Origin of the sequence: Xanthomonas sp. PPL134 (assembly GCF_040595915.1) — a bacterium.
In the GTDB taxonomy this organism is placed as follows: Bacteria; Pseudomonadota; Gammaproteobacteria; order Xanthomonadales; family Xanthomonadaceae; genus Xanthomonas_A; species Xanthomonas_A indica.
The window spans coordinates 106,116-120,030 of record NZ_JAMDLL010000010.1; the positions used below are offsets into that span (position 1 = coordinate 106,116).

The following is a 13,915-nucleotide window of genomic DNA, read 5'->3' on the forward strand; positions in this document are numbered from 1 at the left end:
CGCGACTGAAGTCGCTCCCACATGCAGGCTTCGACCCTGCGCTACAACGCGCTGCCGCCAAACTTCTGCGTGTACTGCAGGTACACGCTGCGGCCCACGGTGTCGAACCAGGACACGTCGTAGTACGGATACGCCGTGTAGGTGCGGTCGTGCGGCGGCATCGTATCGAACAGGTTGGTCACCGTCAGCGACAGCTGCGCGTGGTCGGTGAAGCGGTACTGCAGCGAGGCGTTGTAGCGGTAGGTGGCACCGATCCACGGGCTGTCGCCGCTCTCCGGGTCGTAGACCTGGTCGTAGGAATCGGAACTCGGCAGCCGCCCCAGGCGTTCGCCGTGCAGCGTCGCGGTCCAGGCGTTGCGCTCCCACGACACGCTGGCGCTGGCCTTGGTGCGCGGGATGTCGTAGCCGCTGTTGACCGCGAACTCGTCCACCATCGCTTCGCCGGCATACACCTGGATATCGTGGCGGCGCACCCAGGTGTAGTTGCCGCTCAGGCGGAAGGTGCCGATGCCGGTGTCGAGACGGTACTGCGCGCTCAGGTCGACGCCGTTGGTGCGTTCGCGGGCGATGTTGATCGGGTTGACGTAGACCCCGTACAGGCGGCCGTCGGCGCTGCGGGTGACCCGCGCCAGCGCCTGCCGGCAGGTGGTGGAGGTCGCCTGCAGCACGCCAAGGCGGCAGTCGGCCTCGTCGCGCAGCACCTGGTCCACGCGCAGGTCCTGCACCTGGTCGCGCATGTCGATGTCGAAGTAGTCCAGCGACAGGTCCAGGTCGGCGATTGGCGACCACACCAGGCCGGCGGTCCACGAGGTGCTGTTCTCCGGGTCCAGCGCGCGGTTGCCGCTGCGGCCGCGGATCACCGCTTCCTCGTTGTAGCTGCAGTCCTGGATCGCCACGCCCGGCTCCTCGCTGGCGCAGCGGTAGTAGTCCACGCCGGTGGTCTCGTCATTGCCGGGGCCGGCGTACACGTAGTGCAGGTCCGGCGCGCGGAACGCGGTGCCGTAGGAGCCGCGCACCAGCAGCGACTCCACCGGCCGCCACTCCAGCCCGCCGCTGTAGGTGAACTTGCCCAGCGAGCGGCCGGCGAAGCGGTACTGGTCGTAGCGCCCGGCCAGGCTCAGCGACACCGTCGACAGCACCGGCAGGCGCAGCTCGCTGGCCAGCGCCCAGCGATTGCGGCTGCCGTGGCCGTCGGAATCCTTCCAGCTGTAATAGTAGTACTGCGTGGCCAGCGGGTCCGGGCGCAGGGTGTAGCCCTGGTTACCGAACTCGGCGGTCGCGGACAGGCCGGCATCGCCGCCGGGCAGCGCGAACAGCGCGGTGTTGGTGGCGGTGAAGGCGAGGGTGTCGGTGCGCGAGCGCGGCTGGTACACCGTGCGCTGGGCGATGCTGTCGTACTCGGCGCGGCGCAATGGCGTGTACAGGCGCTGCGGGTCGGCATCGAAGATCGGCAGCCCCGAGTCGTCGTCCACGCCCAGCTGCGGGCCGAGGAACAGCGCGTTGGCGCGCGCGGCGACGATCTGCGGCCAGCTGATGGTGGCCTGGTACTGCGAGTGGCTGAGGCTCGCTTCGTAGTCCCAGTCTGCGCCCAGGTGGCCCTTGAACCCGGTGGTGACGCTGAAGGTCTTCTGCCGGGTGCGGATGGTGCCGGCATCGAGGCCGCCCATTTCCTCCGGGCTGAACTGGCGGCCCCAGGCTTCCACCTGGCCGGTGGCCTGGTTGTAGAAATAGCCTTCCTCGTTGCCGTCCGGGGCCATGTAGCCCCACTGGGTCACGTCGCGGAACAGCGACAGCTCGTGGTAGCCCAGCTGCACGTCGGCGAACCACTCGCTGCCGTTGTCGAAGGCGTAGCGCAGCGAGGCGTAGCCATTGAGGCCGCGTCGCCGGTTGGTGATGGTGCCGTAGCCGATCGAGGCGCTGCTGCCGCAGAACGCGCCGTAGCCCGGGCGGGTGGCGTAGCCGGTGCTGCCGCCGTTGAGCGCGGACACCGCCGCGCAGGTGTCCGCGCCCGGATCGAGATAGTTGTCGTCGTAATCGGTGCGCAGGAAGGTGCGCCGCGGCACCTGCGAGCGCGCGGTGGGGCCGTCCAGGGTGCTGTCCTGGCGGCTGCGCTGGTAGGCCCACAGCGGTGTCTGCGACACCAGCTCGGCACCGAACACCGCATCGAAGTTGCCGCGCGACCAGCCGCTGCTGAGGCTGAGGTTGAAGCTCTCGCCGCCGCCGCGGGTGGTGTCGCCGAAACGGTAGTCCAACGTGGTGCCGTCGGTGTGTTGCTTGAGGATGAAGTTGACCACGCCGGAGATCGCGTCCGAGCCGTAGATCGCCGAGGCGCTGCCGGTCAGGATCTCGATGCGGTCGATCATGCCCAGCGGGATGTTGGAGATGTCGGTGAAGTTGCTGCGGCCCTTGAACGGCATCGGGAAGTCGGCGATGCGGCGGCCGTTGACCAGCACCAGGGTGTGGTTGGGGCCGAGTCCGCGCAGGTCCACCTGCTGCGCGCCGGGCGAGAAGTCCGCGCCGCTGGCCGACTGCGGGCTCTGCGTCTCGCCGCCGTTCTGGGTCATCGCGCGCAGCACGTCCGGCACCGAGGTGAAGCCGTTGGCCTTGATCTGCTCGGCGCTGATCACGCTGATCGGTGCCGGGCCTTCCACCTGCGTGCGCGGGATGCGCGAACCGGTGACGCGCAGGGTGTCCAGTTGCGCCACCGGGGCGTCGGGTACCGCCGCCGGCGTCGGCGTGGCGACACGGGCTGCTGGCGTGCGCGCCGGAGCCGGCGCCTGACGCCGCACCAGCCACGCGCCGGAGGCGTCGCGCTCGGCGACGAAGCCGCTGCCGCGCAGTACCTGCTGCAGCGCCTGCGCGGTATCCAGGCGGCCGTGCGCACCGCCACTGCGTGCCTCGCCCAGTTGGTCGGCCCGATAGAGCAATTGCACGCCGGATTGCCGCGCCAAGGCATCCAGCGCCGCACGCAGCGGGCCGGCGGGGATGTCCACCGTGCCGGTGGCGGCCACGGCAGCGGGTTGCGCCTGCGCCGCGCAGGCGCTCGCACAGGCCATGCTCAGCAGCAGGGCACGCATCGGATACCGCATCGAGTTTTCTCCCCCAAACGGGCGCGGAGCGCGCCTTCGTAGCTCCAGGACGAACGAGACCGGCAAATCCCCCCGCCCTCGCGCACACCGGCGCGGGCGGCTTACCGGCTGTGCAACAGCACCGTGTCGCCGCGGCGCTCGGCGCGGATCGGGAAGCCCTGTTCGAGCAGGCGCACGAAGGCGTCGACGTTGGACCAGCGCACGTTGCCGCCGACCCGCAGCGCCGCGGCGCCGGCATCGGCGACCTGCAGCTTGACCGTGTTGTAGCGGTTGAACTCGGCCACCGCCGCCTGCAGCGGGGTGTCGTCGAAACTCAGGTAGCCGCTGCGCCAGTCCAGCGCGCGCTCGGCCTCGGCCAGCGCCACCCGACGCACCAGCACCCCGTGCGGGCCGGCCTGGGCGATACTGCCGGCAGGCAGCAGCAACGGCGGCGCGTGCGGTGCATTGGCCGACTCCAGCCGCACCATGCCTTCGGTGACCACCACGCGCAGCGCGTCGGCGTCGCGGCGCACCGCGAAGCGCGTGCCCACCGCCACCACCTGGCGCGCGCCGCTGGCGACCACGAACGGCCGGCCCGGGTCCTTGCTCACCGCGAAGAACGCCTCGCCGCGCTGCAGGTCGATATGCCGCTGCGCGCGCGACAGCGCCACGGCGATGCGGCTGTCGCTGCTCAGCGTGGCCTGCGAGCCGTCGGCCAGGGCCACCGGCCGCAACTGCCCGGTGACGCTGGCGTAGGCGGTCGGCACCGGTTCGACGGCATGGCGCCAGACCAGGGACAGCACCGCGGCACCGAGCAGCGTCGCCGCCAGCGCGGCCGGCCAGCGCCGCCGCGGGCGCACGGGCGAACGCGGGGCGAAGCGCAGGTCGCGCAGATCGGGGGTGGCCGCCGCTGCGGCGGCCGGCGCCGCCGTGCTACGGCCGCCCAGGCCCTGCCAGCGCCCGCGTTCGGGCACCTGCCCATCGCGCTGGCCTGCGCCCAGCGCCTGCAGGCGCCCGCTCTCCTGCCAGGCGGCCTGCAGGCGCAGGAACGCCACCCGGTGCGCGGTGGCCGCGGCCAGCCAGGCATCCAGGCGCGCCTGCCGTGCGTCGGTCCAGTCGTCGCGGTCGCGCCGCGCCAGCCAGGCCGCCGCACGCGCCTCAATCCACCTGCTGTCCATCGCGTGCGCGCGCCTGCAAAGGCTTCGCCGGCGCCGCCGCGCCCTCGTCGCCATGGAAATGATCGGCCAGCAGGCGCATGCCGCGGGCCACCTGCTTCTCCACGCTCTTCTCGCTGATTCCCAGGCGCACGGCCACCTCCTTCTGCGGCAGTTCCTCGACCCGCCGCAGCCAGACCACGCTGCGGCAGCGGTCCGGCAACCGGTCGAAGGCCGCCGCCAGCCGACCCAGCACCTGCCGTCCGCCGCACCAGCGTTCCGGCGACAGCTCATCTACCAGGACGTGCATCGACTCCAGATCCCCCACCGCCTCGATCGACACCACCCGGTTGCGGCGCAGGCGGTCGGTCATCAGATGCCGCGCGGTGGCGAACAGGAACGCTTTGGGCAGGCTCGGCCGGGACTTGCCCGCAGCCTCGTACACGCGCACATAGATCTCCTGGCGCAGGTCGTGCCATTCCTCGCGATGCGGCCAGCAGCGCCGCAGGTAGCCGCTGAGCGCCTGCTCGTGGACCAGGATTTCTTGGACGAACCAATCGTCGAGGGAAGCGGACATGGATCCCACATTAGCCGATCGCCGGCAGCTGCGGGCAAGTGCCGCGCAGGCGAACGTGGGAGGGTGGCGCGGCGGGGGGGAAACCGTGCCGCCGTTCGTCCCCTCTCAGCAGCGAGCCGCACGCTCGCCTGCCCGTCCCGTTCCCGAGGAGATCCGCATGACCCGTTCCGTCGGCCTGTTCCGGCCCTGGCTCTCGCTGCTGCTGGGCCTGTGCCTGGCCACGCCCGCCGTCGCGCGCGAGTACCGCCAGTACCTGGTCGGCGACCCGGCCGCGCCCACGCCCGGCCCGGTGTCGCCCGGCCTGCTGCTGATGGGCGGCGGCGACCGCAACTATGACGCGCTGCGCTGGTTCCTGGCCAAGGCCGGGCACGGCCACGTGGTGGTGCTGCGCGCCTCGCAGGCGGGCGAGGTGGGCGAGGAGTTCTATCGCAAGGTCGGCGGCGTGGCCTCGGTGGAGACCTTCGTGTTCAGCGGCCGCGGCGCCTCCAGCGATCCGGCGCTGCTGCGCGCGCTGGCCCGCGCCGATGGCATCTTCATCGCCGGCGGCGACCAGTCGCGCTACGTGCGCTATTGGAAGAACACGCCGGTGGCCGACGCGCTGGACGCGCACGTGCGCGCCGGCAAGCCGCTGGGCGGCACCAGCGCCGGCCTGGCGATGCTCGGCGAGTACCTGTACGGGGCGATGGACGGCGGCAGCCTCACCAGCCCGGCGGCGCTGGCCGACCCGCTGGGGCCGGCGGTGACCCTCGAGACCGACTTCCTGCACCTGGACCTGCTCAAGCGGGTCATCACCGACACCCACTTCCGCGAGCGCGACCGCCTCGGCCGCCTGTTCGCGTTCCGCGCCAAGGCCGCCATGTTGGCGCCGAAGGGGGAACCGCTGATCGGCCTGGGCGTGGACGAGAGCGCCGCGCTGGCGGTGGAGGGCGACGGCACCGCGCGCGTCTATGCCACCGATCCGCAGGCCGTGGCCACCGTGATCGCCGGGCCGCTGACGCCGCCGACCCCGGCCGGGCAGCCGCTGCAGGCCGCGCGCATCGAGACCGTGGGCGTCGGCCCCGGCTCCACCCTGCACCTGCCCGACGGCCGCGTCGAGGCGCCAGTGTTCCACCGCTACTACGCCGTGCAGGACGGACGCATGCGCGAGATTCCCGCCACCACCCTGGTGATCCATGGCGGTGCCGGCGTCGAGCGTGCCAGCAGCAGCGCCGCCGACCTGGCCGAGGCGCGCGCGGCGATGGAGCAGGCGCTGCGCACCGGGCAGGCCTTGCTGGCGCAGGGCAAGCCGGCGGTGGATGCGGTGGCCGCGGCGATCGCCGTGCTGGAGGACTCGCCGCAGTTCAACGCGGGCAAGGGCGCGGTGTTCACCCACGACGGCCGCAACGAACTGGACGCGGCGATCATGGACGGCCGCACCGGCAAGGCCGGCGCGGTGGCCGGCGTGCACCGGGTCAGGAACCCGATCGCACTGGCGCGCGCGGTGATGGAGCAGTCCGAGCACGTGATGCTGGTCGGCGACGGCGCCGAGGTCTTCGCAAAGCAGCACGGCATCGCCCTGGTCGATCCGTCGTACTTCCGCACCGAGAAGCGCTGGCGGCAACTGCAGCAGGCGCTGAAGGAAGAGGCCAACAAACAGGCGCATGCCGACCTGGAGACCGCCAAGCACTTCGGCACGGTCGGCGCGCTGGCGCTGGACCTGCAGGGCAACCTGGCTGCCGGCACCTCCACCGGCGGCATGACCAACAAGCGCTACGGCCGCGTCGGCGACTCGCCGATCATCGGCGCCGGCACCTTCGCCGACAGCCGCTGCGCGGTGTCCGGCACCGGCTGGGGCGAGTTCTACATCCGCGCGGTGGCCGCCTACGACATCTGCGCCCGGGTGAAGTACGCCGGGCAGAGCCTGGCCCAGGCCGCCGACGCGGTGATCGACCAGCAGATCCCCAAGGCCGGCGGCGACGGCGGCGCCATCGCGCTGGGCGCCGACGGCAGCGTGGCCTTCCCGTTCAACACCGAGGGCATGTACCGCGGCTGGATCGGCGCCGACGGCGTGCCGCACGTGGCCATCTTCAAGGACGAGGCGCTGCCGCTGCCTGGCGGGCAGTAAGGGGTGCTCCCGGGCCGGCGGTGCCGCCGGCCCGGGCGCGTGCGTGGTCCATCCGGCCCGGTGCGTACCGCCGCGGCAGCGGCGCCCGCGTGCCTGCGCCCGGCGATCTGTACGCCGGCTGGCTGCCGCGCCAGGCCGAGCCAATGGCACATGCCGCTGCCATCCAAACCCGGTAACGTGCACGGCTGTCTTGGCCCCAGGTCCTCTCAGGAGTTCCACCTCATGTCGCGTAACGTCGTTCTGGCCGCCGCCATCAGCTTGGCGCTGGCCGCCTGTTCCGGTAAGGAGTCCACCCCCGTGCCCGCCGCCCCCGCTGCTCCGGCCGCCGCGCAGCCCGCCGCCGCCGCCAACCCGCTGCTGACCCCCAGCACGCTGCCGTTCCAGGCGCCGCCGTTCGACAAGATCAAGGACAGCGACTACCTGCCGGCGTTCGAAGAAGGCATGAAGCAGCACCTGGCCGAGATCCGCAAGATCGCCGACAACCCGGAGCCGGCCACCTTCGCCAACACCCTCGAAGCGATGGAGCGCAGCGGCGAGACCCTGACCCGCGTCTCGCGTATCTTCTTCGGCCTGGTACAGGCCGACACCAACGACGCCCGCCAGAAGATCCAGGAAGAGATCGCGCCCAAGCTGGCCGCGCACCAGGACGAGATCAGCCTGGATCCCAAGCTGTTCGCGCGCATCAAGAGCCTGTACGACCAGCGCGACACGCTGAACCTGGACCCGGAGCAGAAGCGCCTGGTCGAGTACGAATACCAGGAGTTCGTGCGCGCCGGCGCGCAGCTGTCCGACGCCGACAAGGCCACCCTGCGCAAGCTCAACGTCGAAGAGACCACCCTGGCCACGCAGTTCCACACCAAGCTGGTCGCGGCCACCGCCGCCGGTGCCGTGGTGGTGGACGACAAGGCCAAGCTCGACGGCATGTCCGACGGCGACATCGCCTCGGCCGCGCAGGACGCCACCGCGCGCAAGCTCGACGGCAAGTACCTGCTGGCCCTGCAGAACACCACCCAGCAGCCGGTGCTGGCCTCGCTGAAGGACCGCGACCTGCGCCAGCAGGTGATGGTCGCTTCGCAGTCGCGCGCCGAGAAGGGCGATGCCAACGACACCCGCCAGACCGTGCAGCGCCTGGCGCAGCTGCGCGCGCAGAAGGCCAAGCTGCTCGGCTTCGACAGCTACGCCGCCTACAGCCTCAGCGACCAGATGGCCAAGACCCCGGCCGCGGCGCTGAAGCTGCTCACCGACACCGTGCCGGCCGCCACCGCCAAGGCGCGCAGCGAAGCGGCCGAGATGCAGAAGGTGATCGACGCCCAGAAGGGCGGCTTCAAGCTCACCGCCGCCGACTGGGACTTCTACGCCGAGCAGGTGCGCAAGGCCAAGTACGACCTCGACGAAGCGCAGATCAAGCCGTACTTCGAGCTGGACAACGTGCTGCAGAACGGCGTCTTCTACGCTGCCAACCAGCTGTACGGCCTCACCTTCAAGGAACGCACCGACATCCCCACCTACCACGACGGGATGAAGGTCTATGAAGTGTTCGACAAGGACGGCAAGTCGCTGGCGCTGTTCTACACCGACTACTTCAAGCGCGACAGCAAGTCCGGCGGCGCTTGGATGGACGAGTTCGTCGGCCAGAACGGCCTGACCGGCACCAAGCCGGTGGTCTACAACGTCTGCAACTTCACCAAGCCCGCCCCGGGCCAGCCGGCGCTGCTGAGCTTCGACGACGTCACCACCATGTTCCACGAGTTCGGCCATGCGCTGCACGGCATGTTCTCCAACGTGAAGTACCCGACCCTGGCCGGCACCGCCACCTCGCGCGACTTCGTCGAGTTCCCCTCGCAGTTCAACGAGCACTGGGCGTCGGATCCGAAGGTGTTCGCGCACTACGCCAAGCACTACCAGACCGGCGAAGCGATGCCGGCCGACCTGGTGGAGAAGATCAAGAAGTCGCGCACCTTCAACCAGGGCTACGCCACCACCGAGTACCTGTCGGCGGCGCTGCTCGACCTGTCCTGGCACACCCTGCCGGCCGACGCGCCGCTGCAGGACGTGGACAAGTACGAGGCCGACTCGCTGAAGAAGTACAAGGTGGACCTGCCGGAAGTGCCGCCGCGCTACCGCACCACCTATTTCGACCACATCTGGGGCGGCGGCTACTCGGCCGGCTACTACGCCTACTTCTGGTCGGAAGTGCTCGACGACGACGCGTTCCAGTGGTTCAAGGAACACGGCGGCCTGACCCGCGCCAACGGCGACATCTTCCGCGACAAGATCCTCTCGCGCGGCAACACCGTCGACCTGGCCACCCTGTACCGCGATTTCCGCGGCAAGGACCCCAGCGTCGAGCCGCTGCTGGAAAACCGCGGCCTGAAGAACTGATCGGCGCTGCGCCGATCGGGTGTGTCGAGAACGGGATGGCCTTGCGGCCATCCCGTTTTTTGTTGGGGTGCACTTTCGCAGTGGCGAAAGTCACCGATGCTGCTGCGTGCCGGTCTACGCAGCCGCATCGCGCGAAAAGAGGCGTGGCCCAGGCTGCCAAGGCCGTGGTGTGTCGATGGATGCGGCATGCTTGCTGCCGAATGATTCATCAGCTCTGCGGGAGTCTCGAAACATGATGGTTGGCGTGGTGCTTCTGATGGGCGTGGCGGCGGGTTCGGCACATTTCGGCGAAGCGAGACCGGAGAGCTTTTCAAATGTCTGCTGGGCCGAGGACGCGGGGGATTTGGTGGGTACGACGATATGGATCCTGCCCGCTGTTGATGGCACTCGGCTGTTGATCCAGCGCTACGAGGGCGGACCTTTGACGCCGGTCTTGTTCTCGACGCATGTCGAAAATGAAAAGCTGGTGGTGTACTCCGATCGGAACGAACCGCTTTACACGGTGCGTCGCGACGGCAAAGGAGCGTTGATCGTGTACTTGGATGGCGACGAGGGGCGCGATGGGAAAAGCGAGGAAAATCTCGCTCGCGTCGTCACTTTGGGTGAATTTCCAGACTGCAAGTGAGTTGCCGTGGTGCATGGTTTGGGCGTGTGTCTGCGATGAAACGGCGCCACGCTTTCGTCACTGGCCCGCCGCGGTGCGTACACTGTCGCAATTGCCGTCCCGTGCTGCCTTTCCTTTTGCGCGCACGCTGGTGCGCGCTGCAACTTGGGTCTGCCCAGCAACGCGAGGCCAGTCTTTGCAGACGAAGCATCCGTGCCTCACTCCAATCTTGTCGGGATCAATGCAGTCGCCCGCCTTTCGTGGGCAGCGCATAGACCGTCCGCTCCTCACGCACGCCCTTGGGCGTTGGCACGGGCAGCGGCTGGCGCACGATCTGCAGCAGCAGCGCCCGTATCGTGTTCGCTGCAGCGCAGATCGCCGCGTCCTCCGGCAGCGCCAGGCGGTCCTGCTCGGTCATATCGCCGGCTGCCCCTGCGCGGGCATGAGTTGAGATGGTCTCGGTCAACAGCGTGAGCTGGTCGATCTGCTCACGCGTCACCCGGAACGCGCCACCTTCCACGTCCGGGGCTATCTCAGTGGTGGCATCGGGCCGGGCGCCACGTGTCGTATTGGTCTGCTGCACAGGATAGGACAGCGCGTCCAGCACCAACTCCACCTGGTCGGCCAACAGCTCCAGACACAGCGCCAGTTCGCCCATGCGCACCTTGGGTTCGGCGGCACGCTCCTCGGCCTGCGTGCGCGGCTGTGCCAGCCGGACCAGGAACCGCACGTGATCGCGCAGCTTCGCCAGCCGGAACTGGCTCTCCTCAGGCAGGAAGTAGCCGGGCATGTCCTCGTCGTCCAAACGATCCTGCGACATCGTTGCCTCCTCGTTCCATCAAGGGATGCGCCCGCCACCAACGGCGGACGGGAAGTCGGGAGGCTAGAAACCGCACACAGCCGGCGGGCTTATTCCCCTTGCGGGTGTTGTATTCACCGCCCTCCCGACGCAGGCATCGCGTCGGTTGCACCTGCACGAAAGGCAGGCACAAAAAACCCACCGATTTATCGGAGGTGGGTACCGCTGTGTGTGGAGTTTCTAGGCTCCTTAGGTCAAGAGTGCGACTGCCTGGTGAGCGCGTCAATAGTGGATCTGAAGGATCTTCTGTTGTGAATCCGACCATTTCGCTTTGCGCTGGTTGCCAACTTTCTGAGTTGCCTACACGGCAGTGAACTGCCGACGAGTGCTCGGCATACCTTGCAAAGCTTTTTGATCTGCCAGATGGCGGTGCAAAGCAGCGCAAAGTAGTCGACGGACGACCGCTTGGCACCTGGTCGTCAGGCGGGAATCTCTCAGGCGAAGAAATCCAACGCCTGTCTCAGAATTTGCAACAAGGACCGGTAAGATGGCGCCGCCAAGGAGCTGCATGCTGCGGCGCCCGGCACCACAACTCAATCGATGCTCAAGGACGAAGCTATGCCGAACCCCCACGTTCGTGCCGCCCGCCGTTTCGGCGGTGCCTGCCTGTTGCTGCTTACCGGCGCGCTGGCGGCCTTCCCCAGTGCGGCGGTCACCCCGAAGCGGCAGTATGGGCCGCCGTATGTCGGGGATTCCAGCAATGGTTCGCAATCGTTTGCCACCGTGAACGAGGCGGTGCAGTTCGTCATCGATGGCGCCATGCGGGTGTGCCAATCCAATGGCTGCGAAAAGCCGCCCGTCTTTACCGTGTCCTACAGCGACGGCTTCGCGGCCGCGAGCGTGTATTCCAATGGCCATTGGTGGGGTGATGTCTACGCCAACGACAAGATTGTGGGCGAAGGCCAGCCGGTCAAGAACACGGGCAGTTGCAACACCGGGTGCACCGGCGGACTCGGCCAGGCCGGCGACAACACCGGTCCGCATGGCAGCAGCGGCAACGCGGCGCTGAAGCAGGGTGGGGTGCATCGGGGAACCGCCTTCGAAGGCGACCCGATCAACACGTCCACAGGCAACATGTTCCGCCAGGACACCGACTACGACTCGCCGACCTGGCTGACCCTGCGCCGGTTCTACAACAGCAAGACCTTCGTGACCGCGGTGACGCTGGGCAAGCAGTGGCGCCACTCCTTCGAGCGTCGACTGGATCTGATGCTGTCGGGCGTCGCCAATGGCGGCAGCTTTATCGATGTCCAACGGCCTGACGGTGTGGTGGAACGGTTTCGCCCCAGCAACGGCGCGTGGGCGCCGGATCCGGACATCGCCGATACCTTGACCGAGCGCCGCGACAGCGCCGGCGTGTTGCTGGGCTACTCCCTGGCGGTCGCGGCGACCCAGCAGACCGAGCTCTACGACACCGCCGGCCTGCTGCGCTCGGTGTTCGATCGCATGGGGCAGACGGTGCTAACCCTGGACTACAGCGACCTGCCGCCAGTCGCCGGCACCAAGCCGCCGCCGAACCTGCTGCAGCGGGTCACCGATGCCGGTGGCAGGTCCCTGAGCTTCGCCTACGACAGCAACAACCGCTTGGCCACCGTCACCTTGCCCGACGGCGGCGCGCTGACCTACGGCTACGACAGCATCGGCAACCTGACCTCGGTGCAGTATCCGGACGGCAAGACGCGCCAATACGTCTACAACGAGGCCTCGCTCACCTCCAACAAGAGTCAGCCGACGGCGCTGACCGGCGTCATCGACGAGAAGGGCGTGCGCTTCGAAACCACGCGCTATGCCAGCAGTGGCGATGCGATTGCGTCGAGCTTCGCCGGCAACGTCGATGCCATCTCGGTCGAATATTCGGCCTCCACCTCCAACTGGGCTACCCCGGCCGCGGTGACTTCGCCGCTGGGATTCAGGACCTTTCTGACCTACACGGACACCGGCTACGGCTCGCTCAAGCCGACCGGGGCCAGCGTGCCGTGCGGTGAACAATGCAATCAGCCCTGGAAGGCGCTGACCTACGACGACAACGGGTATCCGGCGTCGAGGACCGACTTCAAAGGCACGGTCACCAAGACCACCCACACGGCCAGCGGCCTGTTGACCCAGCAGATCGATGCGTCAGGGACTGCGCAGCAGCGAACGATGAACATCACCTGGAACACCGGCCTGCGCGTGCCGCTGACGCGCACGGTGCTCGATGCGGCCGGCGCCACGGCCGCCAAGACGATGTGGGCTTACAACGCCCGCGGTCAGCAGACGGCACGTTGCGAGGTTGATCCGGCCGTATCCACCACCATGAGCTACAACTGCGGTAGCACTGCCAGCGCCCCGACTGGGGTTCGTCAGTGGCTGACCAGCTACTGCGACACCGTGGACGGCACGCAGTGCCCGCAAATCGGCCTGGTGCTGAGCCAGGACGGCCCGCGCACCGATGTGGCGGACATCATCACCTATCGCTACTACCTGACCACCGACGAATCCGGCTGCACCACTATCGGCGGCGCCTGCCACCGCGCGGGGGATCTGTATCAGGTCATCGATGCGCTGGGCCGGGCCACCACCTATGTGGCCTACGACCGAAATGGGCGCCCGACGCGCACCCAGGACGCCAACGGGCTGATCCGGGACCTGACCTACACGCCGCGCGGCTGGGCGGCCTCGAACACGCTGCGCGCGAACGCGGATGGCACGCCCTCCGACCAGGACCAGACGACGGTCGTGGCCTACGATGAGGTAGGGAATGTCAAAAAGGTGACCGACCCCGACGGCACGTTCGTCACCTACGGTTACGACGCTGCGCATCGCTTGACCGACGTGACCGATGGCGCCGGCAACACTATCCATTACACGTTGGATCCGTCGGGCAACCGGGCCAAGGAAGACACCAAGGACGCGTCGGGCACCCTCACGCACACTCTGTCGCGTATCTACAATCGGATTGGCCAGTTGGCGACCCAGGCCACGGCCGAAGCCGATCCGACCGACTTCAGCTACGACGACAACGGCAACGTGCAGTTGGTCACCGACGCGCTCAAGCACAAGACCCAGGCCGACTACGATCCGCTCAACCGGGTCAAGCAGACCACGCAGGACGTGGGCGGCATCGCCGCCAAGACCCAGTTCGACTACGACGCGCTGGACCGCATCGCCAAGGTCACCGATCCCAA

8 protein-coding genes and 1 pseudogene are annotated in these 13,915 nt (G+C 68.5%); 5 read left to right on the top strand and 4 right to left on the bottom strand.

All coding sequences use genetic code 11. The features are described 5' to 3' along the window. Positions 1-41: 41 nt before the first annotated feature. The 3 genes from M3U25_RS16675 to M3U25_RS16685 all read right to left on the bottom strand — a co-directional run bounded on the left by M3U25_RS16675 (position 42) and on the right by M3U25_RS16685 (position 4,799). The gene (locus M3U25_RS16675) at positions 42-3,077 is read right to left on the bottom strand and encodes a TonB-dependent receptor (RefSeq protein WP_355502282.1); all 3,036 of its coding nucleotides are present in this window, start codon (positions 3,075-3,077) and stop codon (positions 42-44) included. 113 nt (positions 3,078-3,190) lie between these two features. Beyond that, a complete protein-coding gene (locus tag M3U25_RS16680) occupies positions 3,191-4,246 on the bottom strand; it encodes a FecR domain-containing protein (RefSeq protein WP_355502286.1) in 1,056 nt (351 codons plus the stop codon). Beyond that, positions 4,227-4,799, bottom strand: a complete 573-nt coding sequence (locus M3U25_RS16685) for a sigma-70 family RNA polymerase sigma factor (RefSeq protein ID WP_355502289.1) — start codon at positions 4,797-4,799, stop codon at positions 4,227-4,229. The genes M3U25_RS16680 and M3U25_RS16685 overlap by 20 nt, the downstream gene beginning before the upstream one ends. A 310-nt stretch (positions 4,800-5,109) precedes the next feature. Here M3U25_RS16685 and M3U25_RS16690 point away from each other — a divergent pair. The 4 genes and pseudogenes from M3U25_RS16690 to M3U25_RS16705 all read left to right on the top strand — a co-directional run. After that, positions 5,110-5,721 (top strand): annotated as a pseudogene (locus M3U25_RS16690) (cyanophycinase); the annotation flags it as partial. Between the two features lie 216 nt (positions 5,722-5,937). Further along, entirely contained in the window at positions 5,938-6,903 is a 966-nt protein-coding gene (locus tag M3U25_RS16695) for an isoaspartyl peptidase/L-asparaginase (protein WP_355502317.1), read from the top strand. Positions 6,904-7,125: 222 nt separating this feature from the next. Continuing rightward, a complete protein-coding gene (dcp, locus tag M3U25_RS16700; RefSeq protein WP_355502292.1) occupies positions 7,126-9,285 on the top strand; it encodes a peptidyl-dipeptidase Dcp in 2,160 nt (719 codons plus the stop codon). A gap of 190 nt (positions 9,286-9,475) precedes the next feature. Beyond that, entirely contained in the window at positions 9,476-9,910 is a 435-nt protein-coding gene (locus M3U25_RS16705; RefSeq protein WP_355502295.1) for a hypothetical protein, read from the top strand. A 217-nt stretch (positions 9,911-10,127) separates the two neighbouring features. Here M3U25_RS16705 and M3U25_RS16710 read toward each other — a convergent pair whose 3' ends face one another. After that, entirely contained in the window at positions 10,128-10,709 is a 582-nt protein-coding gene (locus M3U25_RS16710) for a hypothetical protein (protein ID WP_355502298.1), read from the bottom strand. A 579-nt stretch (positions 10,710-11,288) separates the two neighbouring features. Between M3U25_RS16710 and M3U25_RS16715 the strand changes: the two genes are divergently transcribed. After that, on the top strand, positions 11,289-13,915 hold a 2,627-nt coding region (locus M3U25_RS16715; protein WP_355502301.1), incomplete at its 3' end, for a DUF6531 domain-containing protein.

Excerpts from the sequence above, each read along its gene's own strand:
- dcp (WP_355502292.1), top strand. The coding sequence starts at position 7,126 with ATGTCGCGTAACGTCGTTCTGGCCGCCGCCATCAGCTTGGCGCTGGCC.
- M3U25_RS16680 (WP_355502286.1), bottom strand. The coding sequence starts at position 4,246 with ATGGACAGCAGGTGGATTGAGGCGCGTGCGGCGGCCTGGCTGGCGCGG.
- M3U25_RS16685 (WP_355502289.1), bottom strand. The coding sequence starts at position 4,799 with ATGTCCGCTTCCCTCGACGATTGGTTCGTCCAAGAAATCCTGGTCCAC.
- M3U25_RS16675 (WP_355502282.1), bottom strand. The coding sequence starts at position 3,077 with ATGCGTGCCCTGCTGCTGAGCATGGCCTGTGCGAGCGCCTGCGCGGCG.
- M3U25_RS16695 (WP_355502317.1), top strand. The coding sequence starts at position 5,938 with ATGCGCGAGATTCCCGCCACCACCCTGGTGATCCATGGCGGTGCCGGC.
- M3U25_RS16710 (WP_355502298.1), bottom strand. The coding sequence starts at position 10,709 with ATGTCGCAGGATCGTTTGGACGACGAGGACATGCCCGGCTACTTCCTG.